The following is a 21805-nucleotide window of genomic DNA, read 5'->3' as shown; positions in this document are numbered from 1 at the left end:
GCGGCGCCCGGCAGTCCCGAGCGCGCCCGCTACCTCTACCGCGGGGCCAGGGCGCGCCCGGCGCGCAGCGACAGGACGCCCCAGCCGAGCGCGGCGATGCCGAGCCCGGCCAGGGCGACCTGCGTCGCACCCCCGGCACCGGCCGCCAGCGCCGCGAGCACGAGGCCCGCGCCGAGGGCGCCGAGCATCGGCCAGCTGCGCGTGATCACGGCCAGTGCGGTCATGGCGGGCTCCCTAGGCCGTCGCCACGCGTGCGGAGCGCTCGGCTCCGAGACCGACGCCGAGCAGCACGATCGCGCTGGCGAGGGGGAGGAAGTGGTCGGCGGGGTTGAGGGCGAGGATGTTGGCCGCCGTGCCGGCGATGAAGAAGCCGACGATGCCGAGCAGCAGGTACGCGGCGCCGACCGTGGTGTTCGTCGCCTTCGCGGCGGCGACGTTGGAGAGCCCCGCGATGAGCAGCGCGGCGCCGATGGCGAGGTGCGCGATGTTGTGGAGCGGGTTCACCGCGAAGATGCCGAGCAGCAGGCCGCCCTCGGTCGCGATGAAGTCGACGCCGCCCGTGACGCTGAAGCCGAGCAGTCCGACGAGGACGTAGACCGCACCGAACACGGTCGCGGCGATGCGGTTGGGTGAGTTCTTCATGGCGATGCCTCCTTGTCGTCGCGCGGCGTTCGCCGTGCTGGTCGTGGTTCGGCGTGCCCGCGCAGACGGATTGGCGGTCGGTTCGGGGGACACCGTCCGGCGGCCCGGCGCCCCGGCGTGGCCGAACCGTGACGTGCCGATCAGGGCGACGCCGGTCGAGCGGGTTACAATCGCTGCGGACACACGGCGGGGGGCTCGGTGGCTTCAGGAGCAGGTCGCGTTCGGCGGAGGATCGCCGCAGCGGTCGCGTCCGCCTGCGCCGTCCTCCTGCTCGCGGGGTGCACGACGCCCTCGCAGGCCATCACCGAGTACGACCAGGTCGATGCGGAATTCGCTCCCGAGGTCGTCGAGCGCCTCGATGCCACCCTCGAGGAGGCCGTGCGCCTGAGCGGGTCGAGCGGCGCGGTCGCGGGCGTGTGGGCTCCCTGGGCCGGCGCGTGGACCACCGGCGTCGGCACGGTCGACTTCGGTGAGGGCGCACCCGAGGTCACGCCCGACACCCGGTTCCAGCTCGCCACCACGACCGGGGCGATCACGTGCGCGCTCATGCTCCGCCTCGTCGACGCCGGCGTCGTCGCGCTCGACGACCAGGTCGGCACGATGGTGCGCGGCGTGCCCGGTCTCGGGGGGATCACGCTCGAGCACCTGTGCCGCCACCAGTCGGGCATCGCCGACTACTATCCCTCGCTCAGTCGGTTCTTCGTCGGCAACCCGCAGCGCGTGTGGCCGGCGACCGAGCTCGTCGCGAGCGGCATGGCCGCGAGTCGCCGGTTCGACCCGGGCACCGGGTGGGCCGAGTCGCGGACGGGCGTCATGCTGCTGGCCACCGCGCTGGAGCAGCACACCGGCCGCACCTGGGCCGACCTCGTCGACCAGTACGTCTTCGAGCCGCTGGACCTCGACGAGACGAGCATCCCGCCGGCGCAGGCCACCGACCACACCGGGGCGCTGGGCGGCTACGCCGCGGGCGTGCTGCCCGACGGCAACCGGGACTGCGAGGTCGTGATGGACGTCTCGGACCGCTCGAGCTCGATCGGCGGCACGGCGGCCGGCGCCTACTCGACGCTCGACGAGGCGAAGCGGTTCAGCGAGGCGTTCGCGAACGGCACCCTCTTCAGCGAGAACACGGCGCGCAAGGTCTGGACGACGACGCCCTTCGGCGGTGACGCGCCGGCGTGGCAGTCCCAGGGCATCGGCGCCCAGCAGTACGGCCCGATGCGCGGCCTCGCGGGCGTCACCACGGGCGCCCTGACGGCCGTCTTCACGGAACCCGAGACGGGCCTCACGGTCGTGGTCGCCCTGAACAACTCCTCGTCGGGCGGCACGCTCGCGCGCGAGGCCGCGTTCGCGCTGGCATCCATCGCCTCGAAGGCGACGGCGTCGGGCGAGGAGACCCCGCCGCTCATCGAGCTCCCGTGGTCGTACGAGCAGGCGGTCGAGCGGATGACGGCCGCCGCCGTGTGCCCGCTGCCGGCCGAGGTCGAGGCGACCGAGGAGACCCCGGCCGAGGAGCCCGCCACCGACGGGTGACCCGTCCCGCCTCCCGCTCGACTCGTGGAGGTGGGGACTTTCGGCCCGTCCGAGCGCCCGGCCACGCACGAGACTGACCGGCAGCGACGCCCGTGCGGAGGTCGCGGTCAGGAGGGACGCCCATGTGCCGGTGGCTGGCCTACTCGGGGGAGCCGCTCCGGACGTCCGCGGTGCTCCTCGACGCGACCCATTCCCTCGTGGCCCAGTCGTTGGACTCGCCGCTCGGCGCCGAGACCGTGAACGGCGACGGCTTCGGGATCGGCTGGTACCCGCCCGGTGCGGTCGCCGGCAGCATCCCCGCGGTGTTCCACAGCACGGAGCCCGCGTGGAACGACGAGAACGTGCGCGAGCTCGCGCGCGCGATCGAGAGCCCGCTGTTCTTCAGCCACGTGCGCGCCGCCGCGGGTCCGCCCATCCAGCGCACGAACTGCCATCCGTTCCGCTGGGAGAACTGGCTGTTCATGCACAACGGGTTTCTCGCGGAGTTCGCGAAGGTCAAGCGGGACCTGACGTTCGCGATCGACCCGTCGCTGTATCCGCACGTCACGGGCACCACCGACTCGGAGGTCCTCTTCCACCTGGCGCTGACGTTCGGCCTCGCCGACGACCCGGTGAAGGGGCTCACCGCGGCGGTCGACCACGTCGAGCGCGTGGGGCGCGAGCACGGCATCCTCTTCCCCATGCAGGGCACCGTGGCGGTGTCGGACGGCGCCACCATCTGGGCGCTCCGCTACTCGTCGCAGGGCCGGTCGCGGTCCCTGTTCCACTCGGCCGACATCCCGACGATCCGCGAGATGTACCCGGACGCCGAGCGGCTCTCGCAGTTCGGCGATCACGCGCACGTCGTCGTGTCGGAACCGCTGAACGACCTCCCGGGAGTATTCCTCGAGGTACCCGAGTCGACCATCGCCGTCCTCGACCGAGAGGGATACCACCATGAGCCCTTCCGATCCGCCGCCTGACGCGGCATCCACCCCACCGGCACCCGACACGACGACGGATGCCGCGAAGACCTCGTGGACGGTCGTCATCGCCCTCTCGGCGGCGCAGTTCGTCATGGTGCTCGACAGCACGGTCATGAACGTGTCGATCTCGCAGGTGGTGAGCGACCTCGACACGACGGTCTCGGCGATGCAGGCCGCGATCACCTTCTACACGCTCACCATGGCGGCGCTCATGCTCGTCGGCGCGAAGCTCGGCGACGTCTGGGGTCGGCTGCGCGCGTTCGTGATCGGCTCGATCGTCTACGCGCTCGGCTCGCTCACGACGGCCCTCAGCCCGAACATCGTGGTGCTGTTCCTCGGCTGGTCGGTGGTCGAGGGGATGGGCGCGGTGCTCGTCATCCCCGCCATCGCGGCGCTCATCGCCGACAACTACACCGGTCGCGCCCGGGTCACGGCGTACGCCATGATCGGGGCGGCATCCGGTGCCGCGGTCGCCGCGGGCCCGCTCATCGGCGGGTACCTGACGACGTACGCGTCGTGGCGGTACGTCTTCATCGGCGAGGTGGTCGTCATGGCGGTCGTCGTGCTCTTCGCCCGGCGCATCGTCGATCGGCACGAGCCCGTTCGCATGCGGATCGACCTGATGAGCATCGTGCTGTCGTCGGCGGGGCTCGTGCTCATCGTGCTCGGCCTCCTGCAGAGCAAGACCTGGGGCTGGATCCTGCCGCTCGACTCGCCCGATATCAACGGCTTCCCGATCGCCCCGTTCGGCATCTCCCTGACGACGTGGTTCGTGCTCGCCGGCGGCGTGCTCATCGCGTGGTTCTTCCGGCGCCAGCGCCGGCTCGTCGAGGCGGGCCGTCCGCCGCTGCTCGACGTGACCCTGCTGTCGATCCCGCGGCTTCGGAGCGGGCTCGGTGCGCTCGGCGCCCAGTACGCCGTCACCGCGGGCCTGTTCTTCATGATCCCCGTGTACCTGCAGATGACGCTCGGACTCGACGCGCTCGAGACGGGCCTGCGGATCTTCCCGCTGTCGATCTCGCTGATCCTGTTCTCGTTCGCCGGCACGCGGCTCTCGAACGTGTGGTCGCCGCGCACCATCGTCCGGATCGGGCAGCTCGTGCTCGCGGCATCCGCCGTGGTGCTGCTCGCCTCGGTCGACGTCGAGCTCAAGGTGCCCGCGTTCGGGATCGGCATGTTCACGGCGGGTGCGGCCCTCGGGCTGCTCGCCTCCCAGCTCGGCAACGTCAACATGTCGAGCGTCGGCGTCGAGAAGTCGAGCGAGGTGGGCGGCATGCAGGGCGTCTTCCAGAACCTCGGCTCCTCGCTCGGCACCGCGCTCATCGGCTCCATCCTGATCGGCGCGCTGGCGACCGCGTTCGCCGGGGGCGTCGCCTCGAGCGCGCTTCCCGATGACGTCAAGCAGGAGGTCGCGACGGCCACCGCGGGCGGTGTCGAGCTCGTGCCGGCGTCGTCGGTGCAGCAGATCGCCGAGGACGCGGGGCTCTCGGAGGACGACGCGGAGGCGCTGACCCAGACGTACGGCGAGTCGCAGGTGCAGGCGCTCCGCATCGCGTTCGTCGGGCTGATCGCGATCGCGCTCGCCGCGCTGCTGTTCTCGAGGAACATCCCGAGCGAACGACCCGTACGACCGTCGCCGCGGGCGCGCGCGACCGAGGTGACGGAGGAACCACGATGACCGACACGGATGCCGCATTCGATCCGGCACCCCGCGACGACTTCGCGGCGCGCGCCGAGGCGGGGCGGTCGGCGCGGCGGCGCGCGCCGAGGTCGTCGCACGCCGGCTGGACGCCGCCCACCGACCGACCGGACCCGGTCGCCCTGCTCGAGGAGCAGGCGGTCACGCGCGTGCCCGAGCTCGTCCCCATCCGCTACGCCCGCATGGCCGTCTCGCCGTTCACGTTCTACCGCGGTGCGGCGCTGATCATGGCGTCGGACCTCGCCGGAACCCCCGTGTCCGGGCTGACTGCGCAGATCTGCGGCGACGCGCACCTGTCGAACTTCGGCGTGTTCGCCACGCCCGAGCGGGACCTGATCTTCGACATCAACGACTTCGACGAGACCCTGCCCGGCCCTTGGGAGTGGGACGTCAAGCGGCTCGCGGCGAGCTTCGAGATCGCCGGTCGCCACCGCGGCTACTCGGCGGTCGAGCGCCGTCGCGTCGTCCTCGAGGCGGTCGCCGGGTATCGCGAGCGGATGCGACGGGCGGCCCGTTCGGGTGTGCTCGCCGCCTGGTACGACCGGCTCGACGCCGACCGCATGGTGCAGTGGATCCGCGAGGAGCGCGAGGCGAACCGGGTCGGCAGCAAGCAGGTCAAGCGGACGCAGGCCGCCCTCGCGAAGGCGCGGACGCGGGACAGCGTGCGCGTGTTCACCAAGCTCGTGGAGGTCGACGACGGCCGCATGCGGATCCGGTCGGAACCGCCGCTCATCGTCGCGATCGAGGACCTCGGCCTCGAGCCCGGCACGGGCGAGGCCGTCGAGGACTGGATGCGGCAGATGCTCGCCGAGTACCGGTCGACGCTGCCCCTCGAGCGGCACCCGATCGAGGAGTTCCGCTACGTCCACCTGGCGCGCAAGGTCGTCGGGGTCGGCAGCGTCGGCACGCGCGCGTGGATCGTCCTGCTCCGCGGGCGCGACGACCAGGACCCGCTCATCCTGCAGGCGAAGCAGGCCGAGGCGTCGGTGCTCGAACGCTTCCTGCCCCCCAGCCGCTACGACCACCACGGCGAACGCGTCGTACGCGGCCAACGACTCATGCAGGCGGCGAGCGACCTGTTCCTCGGCTGGCAGCGCATCGTCGCGCCCGACGGCGTCGAGCGCGACTTCTACCTGCGCCAGCTCAACGACTGGAAGGGCTCCGCCGACGTCGAGGTGATGCTGCCCCGTGGCGCCGAGCTCTACGCCCGTGCCTGCGGCGAGACCTTGGCGCGGGCGCACGCGCGTGCCGGGGACCGCGTCGCGATCGCCGCCTACCTCGGCGGGTCCGACCGGTTCGACCGCGCCATCGCGGAGTTCGCGATCGACTACGCCGACCAGAACGAGCGCGACTACGCGACCTTCCGCGAGGCCCTGGCGTCCGGTCGCCTCGTCGCCGCCGACCTCGTCTGACGCCGCCGCCGCGTCGGTGAACGGATGCTGCGGCATCCGCCCCGCCCTTGGTACGGTGCAGGCAGCCAGTCGCGAGCCTTGGGAGGTGCGATGTCACAAGCGGGCGTCGAGCAGCACGGACAGCATCGGCAACCTCGGGAGCAGTGGACCGGCCAGGTGGGCTTCATCCTGGCGGCCATCGGCTCGGCGGTCGGCCTCGGCAACATCTGGCGGTTCCCGGGAGTGGCGTACGAGAACGGCGGGGGAGCGTTCCTCATCCCGTACCTCGTGGCGCTCATCACCGCGGGCATCCCGATCCTCTTCCTCGACTACGCCGTCGGGCACCGGTTCCGGGGGTCCGCACCGACCGCGTTCCGGCGCCTGGGCGGCCCGCGCGGGCGCTCGCTCGAGGCGCTGGGATGGTTCCAGGTCGCCATCTGCTTCGTGATCTCGCTGTACTACACGGTCGTGATCGCGTGGGCGCTCAGCTACTTCGTCTTCTCGTTCGACCTCCGCTGGGGCGACGATCCCGCGGGCTTCCTCGTCGGGGACTACCTGCAGGCGAGCGACCCGGGTTTCAGCCTGTCGTTCGTGCCGAGCGTGCTCATCCCGCTCGTCCTCATCTGGGTCGCCGTGATCGTGGTGCTCGCGCTCGGCGTCGCCCGCGGCGTCCAGCGCGTCAACGTGATCTTCCTGCCCCTGCTCGTGGTGGCGTTCGCGGCGCTGGTCGTGCGCGCGCTGTTCCTCGACGGCGCGGCCGAGGGCCTGAACGCCCTGTTCACGCCCGACTTCGCCGCGCTCGCCGACCCGAACGTGTGGATCGCCGCGTACAGCCAGATCTTCTTCTCGCTCTCGATCGCGTTCGGCATCATGATCACCTACGCGTCGTACCGTCGCCGTCGGTCGAACCTCACCACGCCGGGCCTCGTCGTGGCGTTCGCGAACTCGTCGTTCGAGATCCTCGCGGGCATCGGCGTCTTCGCGACGCTGGGCTTCTTCGCGTTCCAGCAGGGCGTCGCGGTCGGCGAGCTCGAGGGCCTCACGGGCGTGGGGCTGTCGTTCATCACCTTCCCGGCGATCGTCTCGCAGATGCCGGGCGGGCCCATCTTCGGCATCCTCTTCTTCGGGTCGCTCGCGATGGCCGGGTTCACCTCGCTGCTGTCGGTGCTGCAGGTGGTGTCCGCGGGCTTCCAGGAGAAGTTCGGGCTGACGCCGCGGCAGGCGGCCGTGCGGGTGGGCGTGGTCGCCGCGGTGCTGTCGATCCTGCTCTTCTCGACCACCACGGGACTGCTCGCGCTCGACACCGTCGACAACTGGGCGAACAACATCGGCATCGTCCTGTCCGCGATCCTCGCGAGCGTCTTCGCGTTCTGGGTGCTGCGGAAGGGCCCGGAGCTGCGCTACCACCTGAACAGCGTGTCGACCTTCCGCGTGGGCGGCACCTGGACCGTGCTCGCGGGCATCCTCGCCCCGGTGATCCTCGGGTACATGCTCATCTCGCGCATCGTCTCGCTCATCGTCGACGGCTACGCCGACTACCCGCAGTGGTACCTGCTCGCGCTCGGCTGGGGCGCCATCGCGGTGATCGTGCTGGGCGCGGTGCTCCTCACCGTGCTGCGGTGGCGTCAGGACCCCGACGACTTCCGGGCGTGGCCGCCGCTGCCCGACCACACGCCGCCGCATCATGCGGCCGCGCCGGCGAAGGGAGGCCGTCGATGACCGGCATCGCGATCTTCTTCCTCGTGCTCGCCATCGTGCTCGTCTGGGGCGGGTTCACCGTGAGCGTGCTCTACCTCAGCCGTCAGCCCGACCGGCACGACTTCCCCCCGGGAGGCGAAGACGACCACCGCGAGGACATCGCGCCGGTCGAGCGCGACACGTAACGTGTCTGCATGAGTTCGAAGTCGGAGACCGACGCCACGAGCGGAGGCGACCCCGCGGCATCCGCTGCCGAGGAACGGAAGCAGGGGCGCCTGCGCCGCTTCCACGAGCGGTTCATGGTCGAGGAGCGCTACGTCTCGCCCGGCGGCAAGCGCAACCTCTACCTCGTGGCGGCGGCGCTCGTGGTCGTGGGCCTCGTCGGCTTCCTCATCGTGCTCGACTCGGTCCTCGAGGCCGACGACCTGTCGTTCATCGACGCGCCGATCGAGCAGTGGATCGAGTCGGGGCGCGACGGCTGGCTCACGACCGTCATGATCGTGCTCGCGATCGTCTTCGGCCCGGTCGCGATGCCCATCATCATCTTGGTGACGACCGTCGCCTGGGGCGTGCTCGCCAAGCACGCGTGGCGCCCCGTCCTGCTCGCGGGCGGCATGATCCTCGGCGTGATCATGGTGCAGCTCCTCGCACCGATCATCGCGAGGGACCGGCCCCCGGCAGCCGACATGATGATGGGCTACGACCCGACGTCCTCCTTCCCGTCCGGGCACGTCATGGGCGTCGCCGACTTCTTCTTCATCGGCACCTACCTCGTCTTCTCCCGGCACTGGCGCCCGCTCATCACGGTGCTCGCGTTCGCCGCGGCGGCGTTCGTCGTGCTCCTCACCGCCGCGTGCCGCATCTACCTCGGCTACCACTGGCCGACCGACGCCCTCGGGTCGATCATGCTCTCGCTGGTGGTGCTCGGCATCGTCATCGCGGTCGACACGTGGCGCACCGTCCGCGTCGGGTCCCAGGAGCAGGTCGAGGCCTCCGACGCGCGACCCGAGGCGTGGGGGCGCGATGAGCGCTGACCACGACGGCGAGTCCACGTCCGGGCCCGCCGCGGGCGCGGCATCCGCTTCGGAGGAGGGGCCGTCGCTGCCCGTGCACCACGCGCCGGCACCCGTGCGGGTCAGTCGCCGGCCGTGGATGTGGACGGGGCTCATCGCGCTCGCCCTCGTCGCCGCGCTGGGCGCGGTCATCGTCGTGAACCAGGCCCGCGAGCCGTTCCAGTTCGAGTCGGCGCTCATGAGCGCGATCGTCGCGATCCGCACGCCGGGCGTGACCGCCGTGGCCGCGGCGTTCGACTTCCTCGGCAGCGGACGCGTCTCGAGCTTCGTGGTCCCGGCCGTGGTCGTGATCGGGTTGCTGCTGTGGCGACGGCCGTGGGCGGCGGGCTTCTTCGTCGCGGCCGTCGCCGCGAGCGGCCTCGTCACGCAACTCGTCAAGGTCACCGTGGGACGCGTGCGACCGGAGGACATCCTCGTGCACCCCGACTTCGGGTCGTTCCCCTCCGGACACGCCTCGAACGCCGCGGTCATCGCGATGGCGCTCGGCCTCATCTTCCTGCGGACCTGGGTCTGGATCGCGGGCGGCGTCTACACGCTGCTCATGATGGCGAGCCGCATGTACCTCGGCGCGCACTGGGTGTCGGATGTCGTGGGCGGCGTGCTCGTCGGCGCCGGCGCGGCCCTCATCGTGTGGGCCGGCTTCTCCGAGCGGCTCTACCGCGAGAACCGGCTCCCGCATCCGCCGATCTGGCAGAAGGTGGAGCGGACGCGCGGTGGCTGAGCGGATGCCGCGCTGGATGCCGCCCGGCATCGTGACCGCGCGGCACTACCGACGCGAGTGGCTGTGGCCCGACTTGCGAGCCGGCATCGTCGTCACCGCGCTGCTCATCCCGGCCGGCATGGGCTATGCGCAGGTCGCCGGGCTGCCGCCCGAGACCGGGCTCTACGCGACCATCGTGCCGCTGATCGCGTACGCCCTCGTGGGGCCGTCGCGGATCCTGGTGCTCGGTCCGGACTCGGCGCTCGGCCCGATCATCGCGGCCGCGATCGTGCCGCTCGCGCTCGGCGACGACGATCGCGCCGTTGCGCTCGCCGGGCTGCTCGCCATCATGGTCGGCGCCATCCTGCTCCTCGGCGGCGTACTCCGCCTCGGGTTCGTGACCGACCTGCTGTCCAAGCCGATCCGCGTCGGGTACCTCAACGCGATCGCGTTGATCGTGATCATCTCCCAGGTCCCGACGCTGCTCGGGTTCTCGACCGACGCCGACTCGCCCATCGGCGAGATCGCCGGGATCTGGATCGGCGTCGCCGACGGCGAGGTGCAGTGGCTGCCGCTCGCGTTCGGACTGGGTTCGCTCGCGGTGATCGTGGCGCTCACGCTCGTGAAGTCGCCGGTCCCGGGCGTGCTCGCGGCCGTCGTCGCCGCCATGGCGCTCACCGCCCTGCTCGGCCTCTCGGACGAGCTGCCGGTGGTCGGCGCGCTGCCGCAGGGCCTGCCCGCGCCAGCGCTCGGCGGCCTGCAGTGGGCGGATGTCGCGGCGCTGGCGCTGCCGGCGGCGGGCATCGCGCTCGTGGCGTTCGCCGACGCGGGCGTGCTCTCGCGCACGCTCGCGGCCAGGCGCGGGGAGACCGTGAGCGGCAGCCGCGAGATGGGCGCGATCGGCACCGCGAACCTCGCGGCGGGGGTGTTCGGCGGCTTCCCGATCACCGCGTCGTCGTCGCGCACCCCCGTCGCCGAGCAGGCCGGGTCGAAGTCGCAGCTGACCGGGGTGGTCGGGGCGGTCCTGCTCGTGGCGTTCATGCTCCTCGCACCGGGCCTCACCGAGTTCCTGCCGTCCGCGACGCTCGCGGCGGTCGTGATCTTCGCCGCGTCGCGCCTGATCGACGTCCGCGGGTTCCTCCGGCTCGTGCGCATGGACCGGGTGGATGCCGCACTGTCGGCGGCCGCGTTCGTGGGCGTCTTCGCGTTCGGCGTGCTCGAGGGCATCGCGGTGACGATCGGGCTCTCGCTGCTCGCGTTCGTGAACCAGTCGTGGCGCCCGTACCGTGCGGAGCTCGGACGCGTGTCGGGACTGCGCGGGTACCACGACCTGTCGCGGTACCCGGAGGGCGAGCGCATCCCCGGCGTGGTCATCGTGCGGTTCGACGCGCCGCTGTTCTTCGCGAACGGCGGGCTCTTCGACGACTTCGTGCGCTCGCGCGTCGAGGCCGCCGGGCCCGGCATCCGCACCGTCATCCTCGCCGCCGAACCCATCACCGACGTCGACACGACCGCGGCCGACGAACTCGTCGAGCTCGACGAGTGGCTCGCCGCACGCGGCATCCGTCTCGTCATCGCCGAGATGAAGGACCCGGTGGTGGACGTGCTGCGCGACTACGGCCTGACGCGGCGGTTCACGCCCGACCGGTTCGCGCCGACGGTCGGTGCGGCCGTCGACGAGGTGACGGGCACCCTGCGCGGCGACCTCGAAGGCACGAGGTGGGAGCAGGACGGGACGGAGGGACCGGACGACGCCGACCGCCCCGACCGCGCCTGATCACCAGGTGGAGTCGCCGCGGAGGACGACGTCGGAGCCGCCGTCGATGAACACGACCTGACCGCAGAGGTGGCCGTTCTCCTCGCTCGTGAGCCACGCCAGCAGGTAGGCCGCATCGCGGGGCTCGAAGATCCCGCCGAGCGGCATGGGCACCATCTCGAGGATCGCCCTCCGCGCCTCCTCGGTGCCCGTGAACTGCTCGGTCATGGGTGTGACCACGACGCCCGGGGCGATCGCGTTCAGCGGGATCCCGGCGCCGGCCCACTCGGGGGTCGCGGCGTTGCGGCGGATCCAGCGGGACAGCGCCGCCTTCGTGGTCGCGTAGATCCGGTTCGCGACCTCGGGGGCGGATGCCTCGAGCTCGGCGCCGCGCGCCATGGCCGCCTCCTCGTCCCCGGCGAGCAGGGCCTCCATGAGCGCGTCGTCGGTGGGGAACAGGGAGGCCATCGACACGGTGGCGACCGCCCGGGGTGCGGGGGACCCGGCGAGCAGCGGGCGCAGCCCCTCGAGCGTGGCGACCGCGCCGAAGTAGTTCACGGCCACCGTCGCGGCGGTGGGCGTGGCGAGGCCCGCGTTGGCGATCACCGCGTCGATCGTGCCGCCGCTCAGTTCGCGCACGCGCTCGACGAGCTCGGCCCGGCCCGTCGCCGACGCGAGGTCGACGTTCACGTCCGAGCCGGCGAGGTCGACGCCGATGACGCGATGACCGCGTTCGACGAGCAGGTCGGCGGTGGCCAGGCCGATGCCGCTCGCGGCTCCGGTGATGACGTAGGTGCGGGGCATCGGGGGGCTCCTTCCGGGGGCGATGCCGTCACGCTATCGACGGGGGAGCGGCGCCATCCGGGACCAAAGACCGTCCGCGCGACCGCCTCGGGAGTAGCGTGTGCACCAGTCGGAGGCGAGCGGAGGGAGCCGACCATGGACCTGTGGAGCTGGATCTGGTTCTACTTCTGGATGTTCGCGTACCTCGCCTACCTGCTGGTGCTCGTCTACATCGTGATCGACATCTTCCGCGACCACTCGCTGAACGGGTGGATGAAGGCGCTCTGGCTGATCCTGCTGCTGTTCCTCCCGTGGATCACGGGGCTCGTGTACCTCATCGTGCGGGGCAAGGGCATGGCCGAGCGGTCGGCGCGCAAGCAGGTCGAGTACCAGGAGTACAGCCGGGAGGAGATGCGCGCGATCTCGTTCGCCAGCCCCACCGAGGAGATCGCCAAGGCGCAGGCGCTGCGTGACCAGGGCGTCATCAGCGACGGCGAGTTCGAGGCGCTGAAGGCGAAGGCGCTCGGTTCGACGTTCTGATGGCGGAGCGCGAGGAGCGGCACCACAACGCGAGGTACCGGGAGATCGCGGCGACCCTCCGTCGCCACAGCCTCGGGTTCCTGGCCGGGCTGCTCGGCCTCGGGCGGTTCGTGCCGCGCCGCCGGTCCACCGAGGCCGCCGGCGCCGCCGACCCGGGGTTCGCCGCCACGTCGCCCGAGCACCTGCGGCTCGCGCTCGAGGAACTCGGGCCGACGTTCATCAAGCTCGGGCAGCTGCTCTCCACGCGATCCGACCTGCTGCCGCCCGCGTTCGTCGATGAACTGGCGAAGCTGCAGGATGCCGCGCCGCCGGTCCCCACCGCCGACATCCGCGCCGTGATCCGCCGGGAGCTCGGCGCCGAGCCCGAGGCGCTCTTCGCCGAGTTCGACGACCGGCCCCTGGCATCCGCGTCGATCGGGCAGGCGCACACGGCGACGCTCGACGACGGCACCGCGGTCGTGGTGAAGGTGCGGCGTCCCGGGGCGGTCGCGCAGGTGCTCGAGGACCTCGAGATCCTCCAGAACCTCGCCGCGCGGGCCACCCGTCGCTGGGGGCCCGCACGCGACATCGACGTGTCGGGCGTGGTGGACGAGTTCGCGGAGACGCTCCGCGCCGAGCTCGACTACCTGCAGGAGGGGCGGAACGCGGAGCGGTTCGCCGAGAACTTCGCGGCCGAGGACGACGTGGTGATCCCGCGGGTGTTCTGGGAGCACACGACCTCGCGGGTGCTGACCCTCGAGCGCATGGGCGGCATGAACGTGGGGGATGCCGAGGCGCTCGACGCGGCGGGGGTGGACCGGAAGCGGGTCGCCCGGCGCGGCGCCGAGATCGTGCTGAAGATGACCTTCGAGGACCGCTTCTTCCACGCCGACCTGCACCCGGGCAACCTGTTCATCCACGCCGACGGCACCATCGCCCTCATCGACTTCGGCATGGTCGGCGCGATCGGCGAGGACCTCCGGGGGCACCTCAGCGCCCTGTTCGTCGCGCTCGTCCGCAGCGACCCGGAGATGCTCGCGGGCGCCCTCACGGGCGTCTCGGTGGGCTCGGCCCCCGCGGACCGCGAGGTGCTCCGCGAGGACCTCCGGGTCTTCCTCGCGAAGTACCGGTTGCGGTCGCTGCGCGAGACGCCGTTCGCCCGGATGATCGCCGACCTGTTCGCCATCCTGCGCGCCAACCGCCTGCACCTGCCGCGCGAGATGGCGCTGCTGTTCAAGGCGCTGCTGCTCATCGAGGGGCTCGCGCTGCGGCTGGACCCGGAGTTCCGGCTGGGGGAGTCGCTCGAGCCGTACGCCCAGCGGCTCGCGCGCGAGCGGGTGAGCGCATCGGCCCTCGCGCGGCGGATGGCGCGGGCGGGCATCGACCTCGGCGAGCTCGCGCTGGAGGCGCCCGGCGTGCTGCGACGGCTCATCGACGCGGCCGACGGCAGCGGCATGCAGGTGCACCTGCGCGCGGCGGAGCTCGAGCCGCTCGTGGCGCGCACCGAGCGCATCGGCAATCGACTCGTGGCGGGCATGATCAGCGCCGCGCTCATCACCGGCGTCGGCAGCATCGTCACGAGCGAGCGGCGCTTCCGGCGCTGGGAGGGGACGCTGCTCGGCACGGGGCTGGGTGTGCTCGGCACGCTCGGCGGCTACCTCGTGGTCACCGCGGCGCGTCGGCGCCGGCCGCGCTAGCCGCGTCCCCTCCGTTCCGGGGGCCCTTGGGCCCGACGCCGAGCAGATGACGCGGCGTACCGTCGGCCCTGGAGGTGCGACATGGGCGACAGGGGCTCGAACGCCGGCGTGGCCGGCGGCGGGGCGATCTACGGGCTTGGGATCTTCGGAGCCTGGGTGTACTTCTGGCAGCAGGCCGACGCGTTCTGGGAGTACGTCTGGGCGATCTTCCAGGGCCTGTTCTGGCCGGCGTTCATGGTCTACGAGCTCTTCGCAGCGCTCGGTGACTGATCAGCCGAACGGGGGCATCAGCCGTCGGGGCCTCCTCGTCATCGGTGCGGCGGCAGCCGGCGCAGCTGCCGTCGGCGGCGGCCTCGCGCTCTGGAATCGCGGCGAGGACGACGAGGCGGTCCCGCCGGGCGCGACGACGACCACCCCCCAGACGGATGCCGCCGGCCCGGGCCCGGCGGAGACCTTCCGCGAACCCGACGAGCTGCGCAGCGCCGGCGGGCGGCTCGACCTCGAACTCGTGGCCGCGCTCGCCGCGGCGAGGGTCGCCGACCGCGACGTGCGAGTGCTGACCTACAACGGCATGATGCCGGGCCCCACGTTGCGCGTGCGCCCCGGCGATCGCGTGACGCTCCGGCTCCGGAACGAGCTCGCGGCCGTGACGAACCTCCACACGCACGGCCTCGTCGTCTCACCCGAGGGCGACAGCGACAACGTCTTCACCATGATCGAGCCGGGCGCGGCGTTCGACTACGACTACCGGCTCGGCGCCGACCATCCACCGGGCCTGTTCTGGTACCACCCGCACCACCACGGCACGACCGCCGACCAGCTCTTCGGCGGGATGTACGGCGCGATCGTCGTCGAGGAGGACGAGCCGGCGCCGGTCGCCCGCGAGCGACTGCTCATCATCGCCGACATCCGGTTCGGTGCCGACGGCGCAGTGGCGGGGGCGAACCGCTTGGACCGGATGCTCGGCCGGGAGGGCGATCTGCTGCTCGTGAACGGGCAGCTCATGCCGACGCTGGTCGCGAGGCCCGGTGACCGGGAACGCTGGCGCATCGTGAACGCGTGCACCTCGCGGTACCTGCGGCTGCGCCTCGACGGGCAGGGGATGGATCTCCTCGGCGTCGACGCCGGGCGCTACGCCGAGCCGCGCCGTCTCGATGAGCTCGTGCTCCTGCCGGGGAACCGGGCCGACCTCATCGTGACGGCGACGGAGGGCGAGTCGCTGCTGCAGACGCTTCCGTTCGATCGTGGGCGGACCGGCATGGGGGCACCGCCGAGCACGACCACGGGAGCGGACCTGGCCAGGTTCACGGTCGCAGGGCCCCCAGGTGGTCCTGCGGGCGCGCTGCTCGCCGCGGGCGCCGTCCGCGACCTGCGGGCCGAGGAGGTGACGGGACGTCGCACGGTGACCCTCGCGATGGGCGGCATGGGGATGGGTGGTGGCATGGCCTTCACGATCGACGGCCGCGAGTACGAAGAGGGCCGCACGGACATCGAGGTGCGCGCCGGTGCGGTGGAGGAGTGGACCATCGAGAACCTCAGCACGATGGACCACCCCTTCCATCTTCACGTGTGGCCCATGCAGCTGGTGGAGGTCGACGGAACTCCGGTCGACGGGGTGGACGTCCGCGACGTGGTGCCCGCGCCCGCCCGGAGCCGGGTCGTCGTCCGGGTCGCCTTCGAAGGCATCGTGGGACGGACCGTGTACCACTGCCACATCCTCGACCACGAGGACCTCGGCATGATGGGCGTGATCCGCGTCGGCTGACTGATACCCGTGGGGTGTTTTGACAATACCCCCGGGGTATCCGTACGATGGGATCATGACTTCCCAGCGGTACCTCATCATCGGCGGTGTCGCCGGCGGCATGTCCGCCGCGACCCGCCTGCGCCGGCTCGACGAGCACGCGCAGATCACCGTCCTCGAGCGTGGTGGCTACGTGTCCTTCGCCAACTGCGGGCTGCCCTACTACCTGGGCGGCGTCATCGAGGAGCGCTCGAGCCTGCTGCTCCAGACGCCCGAGTCGCTCGGCAGCCGATTCGGCCTCGACGTGCGCGTGCGCACCGAGGCGGTCGCGATCGACCGCGCCGCCCGCACCGTCACCGCGCGTGACCTCACCACCGGCGACGAGACGGTCCTGCCGTACGATGCGCTCGTGCTCTCGCCCGGATCCGTGCCGATCCGCCCGCCGATGGAGGGCGGCGACCGGATGCTGACCCTGTGGAACATCGACGACGTCGACACGGCCATGGCGCGCCTCGAGGTGCAGCCGCGCACCGCGCTCGTGATCGGCGCCGGCTTCATCGGGCTCGAGATGGTCGAGAACCTCGTCCACCGCGGTCTCGAGGTCACCCTCGTCGAGCTCGCCGAGCAGGTGCTCCCGCCCATCGACCCGGAAATGGCGGGCCCGGTCGCGCAGCGCCTCATCGACGCCGGCGTCGACGTGCGCCTCGGCACCAAGGTCGTGGCCATCGGCGCGGAGACGGCGACGCTCAGCGACGGGTCCACCGTCCCGGCCGAGTTCGTGCTCGGCTCGGTCGGCGTGCGCCCCGAGACGTCGCTCGCCGCGGCGGCCGGGCTCGAGCTCGGCGAGCGTGGCGGCATCCGCGTCGACGAGCACCTGCGCACGAGCGACCCGCACATCTGGGCCATCGGCGACGCCGTCGAGAAGGTCGACGCGATCACCGGCGAGCCGCGCATCGTGGCGCTCGCGGGCCTCGCGAACCGCCACGGCCGCCTCGCGGCCGACGCGATCACGGGTCGCGAGATCCGGGTGCGCGACGCACTCGGCACCGCCGTGGTCGGCGTCATGGGCCTCACCGTCGGCACCACCGGGTGGAACGAGAAGCTGCTGCGTGCGCGAGGGCGCGACATCCGCGTGTTCCACACGCACCCCGCCTCGCACACGGGCTACTACCCCGGCGCCGAGGGCATGTCGCTCAAGCTGCTCGTCGACGCCGGGACCGACGCCATCCTCGGCGCCCAGGGCGTCGGCGGCGAGGGCGTCGACAAGCGCATCGACGTCATCGCGACCGCGATGGCCGGCGGACTCACCGCCTCCGAGCTCGCCGAACTCGAGCTGGCCTACGCGCCGCAGTACTCGTCGGCGAAGGACCCGGTGAACATGCTCGGCTACGTCGCCATGAACGCCGCCGACGGCCTCACGCCGTCGATCCAGTGGCACGAGGTCGATGCGGCCGTCGACGCCGGCGCGACCGTGCTCGACGTGCGCAACCCGGGCGAGGTCGCCGACGGCGCCATCCCCGGCTCCCTGCGCATCCCGCTCGACGAGCTCCGCGACCGCCTCGAAGAGCTGCCCGAGGGTCGGCTCATCGTGCACTGCAAGGTCGGCCAGCGCGGCCACACCGCCGTACGGCTGCTCGCGCAGCACGGCCACGATGCCGTCAACCTCGACGGCGGCTACCTGACCTGGAAGGCGGGGATCGACGCGCGCGAGCTCGTCGCCGACGTCGCCGACCTCGCCGCCTGACGCCCACTCTCGCTGGTCGAGTAGCGCCGAAGGCGCGTATCGAGACCCCGCAACCTGAAGGAGAACCACCATGTGCAGCCCCGTCACCTGCGAGACCTGCGGTAGGACCACCTGGGCCGGCTGCGGCCAGCACGTCGCCGACGTGAAGGCCTACGTGCCCGCCGAGCAGTGGTGCGACGGCGACCACCGTCGCTGACCGCCCCCCTCGCCCCCTTCCGCCTTCGAACCACGAGGAGAGCACCCATGTGCCGAGCCACCACCTGCCGCAAGTGCGGCATGACCACCTGGGCCGGCTGCGGCCAGCACGTCGACCAGGTCATGCGCGGCGTCCCGCGCAACCAGCGCTGCGCCGGGCACGAGGACGAACCGTCGACCGGCTTCTTCGCGCGCCTCTTCGGACGCTGATCCGATGAACGCCCGCGACGAGGTGCGCCGGCTGCGGGCGGCCGCCGCCGAGGCGTGGGCGGCGACGATGGGGGATTCCACGTCGTGCGCCCTCGCCAAGGACGGGCGCTCGTACCCCGCGGGCAAGTACCACGAGGGTCGCGTCGCCGCCCTCGGCGAGTGGATGCGGCGGCTGACCCCCGAAGCGGATGCCGCAGCGGCCCGCCAGGTCGCCCGTGGCCTCGCCGCCGACTGGGCGGCACGGATGCCGCTCGGCGACGGCGCGAACCGCGACTGGGAGAGCTATCGTGCGGGCGGCCTGGCGGCGCTCGGCGAGTCCCTCCCGGAGTAGGCGGGTCCCGCCCCCGCCCTGTGGACGGTCAGCGACCGTCCAGCCGGGGCTCGCCTACACTCCCTCGGATGACCGAACACGACGGCGCCGTCGCGCCATCCGCTCTCGGATCATCGGCCCGACCCCGGCCCGGCGCGCACACTGCCGGGCCCGAGGCCTTCACGTCGCTCGTGCTCGCCGCGCAGGCGGGCGCCCAGTGGGCGTGCACCGACCTGTGGGTCGCATACGCGCCCGCGGTGGCGGCGTTCCTCCACGCACGCGGTTCGCACGAGCCCGACGACCTCACGAGCGAGGTCTTCCTCACGGTCTTCGACCGGCTCCACACCTTCGAGGGCGGTGAGGCCGACTTCCGGTCCTTCGTGTTCACGATCGCGTACCGCCGGCTCACCGACGAGCTGCGGCGGCGGGGCCGTCGCGGCGTCCACGAACCGTTCGACGCCGACGCCGACCCGCGGCGCGTGCCGAGCGCCGAGCACGACGCCCTGCGCAACCTCGGCGATGCCGCCGCGCTCGAGCTGCTCGACGGGCTCTCGCGCGACCAGCGCGACGTCATGGTCCTGCGCGTGGTCGCCGACCTCACCGTCGAGCAGGTCGCCGAGGTCCTCGGCAAGCGGCCGGGGGCGGTGAAGGCCCTGCAACGGCGGGCGCTCGAGACATTGCGCAGAAAAGTTCGTCCGACCCGTACCCCTGCACGGGGTTCCGACGATGGCAGGGAGTGAGATGAGGAACCGACGGATCACCGACGACGAGGCAGTGGCGCTGCTTCGCGGGCAGGCACCCGCCGCCCGCGACGACCTCGCGCCGCTCGCCGACGCGCTCGGCGCACTTCGCACGGCGTCCTCCGACGCGCCGCCGCGGCCCACAGCCGCGCTGGCGAGTCGCCTCGACCTCGACCGAGCGTCGTGGATCTCGACTCCCCGCACAGAGGACCCGACCACGGCGCCGACCCTGTCGACTCGATCGACGGCGCCGAGAAGCAGGAGAAGGAACATGGCAATCGAGTGGTTCGCAGGACTCGGCATCGCGGCGAAGATCGCGATCGGCGCCTCCGCCGCCGCGGCGGTCAGCGTGAGCGGCGCGGGCGCCGCGGGCGCGGCCGGGATGCTGCCCGCCCCGGCGCAGCACGTCTTCGACCAGGTGACCGGCGGCGGCGCCGTCGACACCGTCGTCGAGGAGGGTCGCGAGACCGGCGACATCGCGCGTGAGACCGCAGGCGACGTCCGCGACCGTGCCGAGACCGCTCGCGAGGGCGCGCTCGACGATGCCACCGGCACCGTCAAGGACGGCATCGGCGAGGTCGGCTCGGCGGTCGACTCGGTCGAGGAGCAGGCGACCACCGGCGTCGACTCGGCACGCGACGCCGTCGAGGGCACCGCGGACGAGGCCGAGGACGCCGTGGACCGCGCCGGCAGCACCGTCGAGGACCGCGTCGGCTCCGCCACGGACGCGGCGAAGGACCTCACCGGTCGCTGATCCGCCACCGCGTGAACGAGGGCCCCAGCCGGATGGCTGGGGCCCTCGCTCATGCGGGACTCGCTACTTCAGGAGCTTGAAGTCCGCCGTGTGGGTGGTGCCGTCGTTCAGCTTGACCTGCAGCGTTCCGCACTTCCCGGCCCAGTTCTTGTCCGTCTTCCAGACGTAGTTGTACTGGTTCGTGAGCGGGTCGTAGCTCAGGCTGCTGCCGCCGGCGGTCGAGACCGTCACCTCGATCGGGTCGACCGTGGCGCCGGCCGAGCATGCGATCCACTTGAGCGTCGGCGCCCCGTCGAGGATGCCGAGGCCCTGGTCGCCGCCGAGGCTGAACTTGATCGGGACGGCGCTTCCGGCCTTCACCGAGTTCAGGGTGCCGCCCATGTCGACCGGCCGGAAGAACCCGGTGAAGTCGTACACCACCGAGTAGCTGCACTCGTTGGATGCCAGCGACGTGTTCCCTGCGACGTCGCTCACCGCGCCCGCCGGGACCTTCAGGGTCTTCGCGCCCACGCTCGACGTGCTCACCGGGATGGAGCCGCTGTCCGCGCCGGCAAGGCCGGAGCCGGGCGACGGGTCGTAGGCGGTCCACTGCGCGTCGGGCACCGCTTCGCCGAGGAGGAACGGTCCGGTCGGGCAGGTCAGCTCGACCACCGGCGGCGTCTTCTCCGTGACGAAGTAGTCGCAGCTCGTCTCGGCCGACGTGTTCCCCGCATTGTCTTCGGCGGTGCCGGCGGGGACCACGAGGGTCGCAGGACCGTATGCCGTCGTGGGGGCGAGGATCTGCCCGCTCGCTGCGGTCTTCAGGCCGGAGCCGCCCTCGTCGGTGGCGGTCCAGTTCCCGTAGACCTCTGCGCCGATGAGGATCTCGCCTGTCGGGCAGGTGACCTGGACGACGGGCGGGATGTCCTCGGTGACGAAGTAGCCGCACGATTGCGCGGCCGACGGGTTCCCGGCCGCGTCGGTGACGAGGCCGGCGGGCACCGAAGCCGTGGCCGCTCCGTACGTCGACGTGTCGAGCGGAACCGAGCCGCTGGTCACTGCGCCGCTCGGGAACCCGGTCTCGTCGGTGGCGCTCCAGGTCGCGGACGCGGTGGAGTTGAGCATGACGTCGTCGGTCGGACAGGTGAGCGTCACGACGGGCGCCGTCGTGTCCGGCTGCGTGCAGCTGTTCACCGTCCACCGAACGCTGAGCGTGACGGTGTCGGTATGGGTCCCACCCTTGGTGTTCGTCCCGGACGCACGGTAGCTGACCGTGCCCGTGAAGCTGCCCGCCGTCGTGGTGTCGACCGTGATGGTGGACGTGGCCGCGTTGGACAGCGTGTTCGTCGAGGACGTGACCCAGTTGCTGGGCGTGGTGACCGTCGAGGGTGACGGATCGCTGGCGTTCACGTTGCTCTGCGAGGTCTTCGTGATCGACACCGCGGTGCTGTTGGCGAATACGGGGCTGTCGGTGCCACCACCGCCCGGCGTGTTCCCCTGGCGCCGCAGCTTCAGGTCGATGGTCGCCGACAGGCCCTGGCCGCAGTCGACCGTGCCGAGCTGCAGGTTGGGTCCTGCCAGCAACTCGTCTTCGGCTACGAGGGTGTCGGCATACGCGATGCCTCCGCCGGCGAGCATCATCGCTCCGGCGACGAACGCCGCGGCGATCGTCATGC

23 protein-coding genes are annotated in these 21805 nt (G+C 72.0%); 19 read left to right on the top strand and 4 right to left on the bottom strand.

Annotated features, from left to right (window positions below; translation table 11 throughout):
- Window positions 1-35: 35 nt before the first annotated feature.
- The gene (locus AVP42_RS13345; RefSeq protein WP_067949789.1) at window positions 36-224 is read right to left on the bottom strand and encodes a hypothetical protein; all 189 of its coding nucleotides are present in this window, start codon (window positions 222-224) and stop codon (window positions 36-38) included.
- A gap of 10 nt (window positions 225-234) precedes the next feature.
- Window positions 235-642: a DUF4383 domain-containing protein gene (locus AVP42_RS13340; protein ID WP_067949787.1), complete on the bottom strand. Its 408-nt coding sequence runs from the start codon at window positions 640-642 to the stop codon at window positions 235-237.
- 198 nt (window positions 643-840) lie between these two features.
- Between AVP42_RS13340 and AVP42_RS13335 the strand changes: the two genes are divergently transcribed.
- The 9 genes from AVP42_RS13335 to AVP42_RS13300 all read left to right on the top strand — a co-directional run bounded on the left by AVP42_RS13335 (window position 841) and on the right by AVP42_RS13300 (window position 11475).
- Window positions 841-2172 (top strand): serine hydrolase, encoded by a 1332-nt coding sequence (locus tag AVP42_RS13335; RefSeq protein WP_067949785.1) that lies wholly within the window; start codon window positions 841-843, stop codon window positions 2170-2172.
- A 122-nt stretch (window positions 2173-2294) separates the two neighbouring features.
- The gene (locus AVP42_RS13330) at window positions 2295-3134 is read left to right on the top strand and encodes a class II glutamine amidotransferase (protein WP_067949783.1); all 840 of its coding nucleotides are present in this window, start codon (window positions 2295-2297) and stop codon (window positions 3132-3134) included.
- On the top strand, window positions 3109-4815 hold the full coding sequence (locus AVP42_RS13325) for an MFS transporter (RefSeq protein ID WP_082847267.1): 1707 nt from the start codon (window positions 3109-3111) through the stop codon (window positions 4813-4815). Before AVP42_RS13330 ends, AVP42_RS13325 begins: the two co-directional genes overlap by 26 nt.
- Entirely contained in the window at window positions 4812-6248 is a 1437-nt protein-coding gene (locus tag AVP42_RS13320) for a DUF2252 domain-containing protein (protein WP_067949781.1), read from the top strand. The genes AVP42_RS13325 and AVP42_RS13320 overlap by 4 nt, the downstream gene beginning before the upstream one ends.
- A 90-nt stretch (window positions 6249-6338) precedes the next feature.
- Window positions 6339-7946 carry a sodium-dependent transporter gene (locus AVP42_RS13315; RefSeq protein WP_067949779.1) on the top strand — a complete coding sequence of 536 codons (1608 nt, stop codon included), beginning with the start codon at window positions 6339-6341 and terminating at the stop codon, window positions 7944-7946.
- On the top strand, window positions 7943-8110 hold the full coding sequence (locus AVP42_RS16505) for a methionine/alanine import family NSS transporter small subunit (protein WP_157356846.1): 168 nt from the start codon (window positions 7943-7945) through the stop codon (window positions 8108-8110). The genes AVP42_RS13315 and AVP42_RS16505 overlap by 4 nt, the downstream gene beginning before the upstream one ends.
- A 9-nt stretch (window positions 8111-8119) precedes the next feature.
- Window positions 8120-8959 (top strand): phosphatase PAP2 family protein, encoded by an 840-nt coding sequence (locus AVP42_RS13310; protein WP_082847266.1) that lies wholly within the window; start codon window positions 8120-8122, stop codon window positions 8957-8959.
- On the top strand, window positions 8949-9719 hold the full coding sequence (locus AVP42_RS13305) for a phosphatase PAP2 family protein (RefSeq protein WP_082847265.1): 771 nt from the start codon (window positions 8949-8951) through the stop codon (window positions 9717-9719). Before AVP42_RS13310 ends, AVP42_RS13305 begins: the two co-directional genes overlap by 11 nt.
- Window positions 9712-11475 (top strand): SulP family inorganic anion transporter, encoded by a 1764-nt coding sequence (locus AVP42_RS13300; RefSeq protein ID WP_369798147.1) that lies wholly within the window; start codon window positions 9712-9714, stop codon window positions 11473-11475. Before AVP42_RS13305 ends, AVP42_RS13300 begins: the two co-directional genes overlap by 8 nt.
- Here the strand turns inward: AVP42_RS13300 and AVP42_RS13295 are convergent, their stop codons facing one another.
- Window positions 11476-12258 (bottom strand): SDR family oxidoreductase, encoded by a 783-nt coding sequence (locus tag AVP42_RS13295; protein ID WP_067949774.1) that lies wholly within the window; start codon window positions 12256-12258, stop codon window positions 11476-11478.
- A 135-nt stretch (window positions 12259-12393) separates the two neighbouring features.
- On the opposite strand from AVP42_RS13295, the gene AVP42_RS13290 reads away from it, so the two are divergent.
- The 10 genes from AVP42_RS13290 (at window position 12394) to AVP42_RS16500 (ending at window position 20150) form a co-directional block, all read left to right on the top strand.
- Complete coding sequence (locus tag AVP42_RS13290) at window positions 12394-12777, top strand: SHOCT domain-containing protein (RefSeq protein ID WP_067949772.1); 384 nt, start codon at window positions 12394-12396, stop codon at window positions 12775-12777.
- Window positions 12777-14453, top strand: coding sequence for an AarF/ABC1/UbiB kinase family protein (locus tag AVP42_RS13285; RefSeq protein WP_067949771.1), 1677 nt, complete (start codon window positions 12777-12779; stop codon window positions 14451-14453). Before AVP42_RS13290 ends, AVP42_RS13285 begins: the two co-directional genes overlap by 1 nt.
- Before the next feature lie 81 nt (window positions 14454-14534).
- Window positions 14535-14723, top strand: coding sequence for a hypothetical protein (locus tag AVP42_RS13280; protein ID WP_067949769.1), 189 nt, complete (start codon window positions 14535-14537; stop codon window positions 14721-14723).
- Entirely contained in the window at window positions 14716-16218 is a 1503-nt protein-coding gene (locus AVP42_RS13275; RefSeq protein ID WP_157356845.1) for a multicopper oxidase family protein, read from the top strand. The genes AVP42_RS13280 and AVP42_RS13275 overlap by 8 nt, the downstream gene beginning before the upstream one ends.
- A 55-nt stretch (window positions 16219-16273) precedes the next feature.
- Complete coding sequence (locus AVP42_RS13270; RefSeq protein WP_067949767.1) at window positions 16274-17941, top strand: FAD-dependent oxidoreductase; 1668 nt, start codon at window positions 16274-16276, stop codon at window positions 17939-17941.
- A 70-nt stretch (window positions 17942-18011) separates the two neighbouring features.
- On the top strand, window positions 18012-18137 hold the full coding sequence (locus AVP42_RS16995) for a hypothetical protein (protein ID WP_255361480.1): 126 nt from the start codon (window positions 18012-18014) through the stop codon (window positions 18135-18137).
- A gap of 47 nt (window positions 18138-18184) precedes the next feature.
- Window positions 18185-18346: a hypothetical protein gene (locus AVP42_RS16755; RefSeq protein ID WP_197467025.1), complete on the top strand. Its 162-nt coding sequence runs from the start codon at window positions 18185-18187 to the stop codon at window positions 18344-18346.
- Between the two features lie 4 nt (window positions 18347-18350).
- On the top strand, window positions 18351-18677 hold the full coding sequence (locus AVP42_RS13265) for a hypothetical protein (RefSeq protein ID WP_067949765.1): 327 nt from the start codon (window positions 18351-18353) through the stop codon (window positions 18675-18677).
- Window positions 18678-18745: 68 nt separating this feature from the next.
- Complete coding sequence (locus AVP42_RS13260) at window positions 18746-19396, top strand: RNA polymerase sigma factor (RefSeq protein WP_067949763.1); 651 nt, start codon at window positions 18746-18748, stop codon at window positions 19394-19396.
- A gap of 271 nt (window positions 19397-19667) precedes the next feature.
- Window positions 19668-20150, top strand: a complete 483-nt coding sequence (locus AVP42_RS16500; protein ID WP_157356844.1) for a hypothetical protein — start codon at window positions 19668-19670, stop codon at window positions 20148-20150.
- A 63-nt stretch (window positions 20151-20213) separates the two neighbouring features.
- Here AVP42_RS16500 and AVP42_RS13250 read toward each other — a convergent pair whose 3' ends face one another.
- Entirely contained in the window at window positions 20214-21803 is a 1590-nt protein-coding gene (locus AVP42_RS13250) for a PxKF domain-containing protein (RefSeq protein WP_067949759.1), read from the bottom strand.
- Window positions 21804-21805: the final 2 nt, after the last annotated feature.

The organism is Agromyces sp. NDB4Y10, assembly GCF_001620055.1.
Lineage (GTDB): Bacteria > Actinomycetota > Actinomycetes > Actinomycetales > Microbacteriaceae > Agromyces > Agromyces indicus.
The sequence above is the reverse complement of the archived record's forward strand: the minus strand, read 5'-3'. Positions and strand labels throughout refer to the sequence as shown.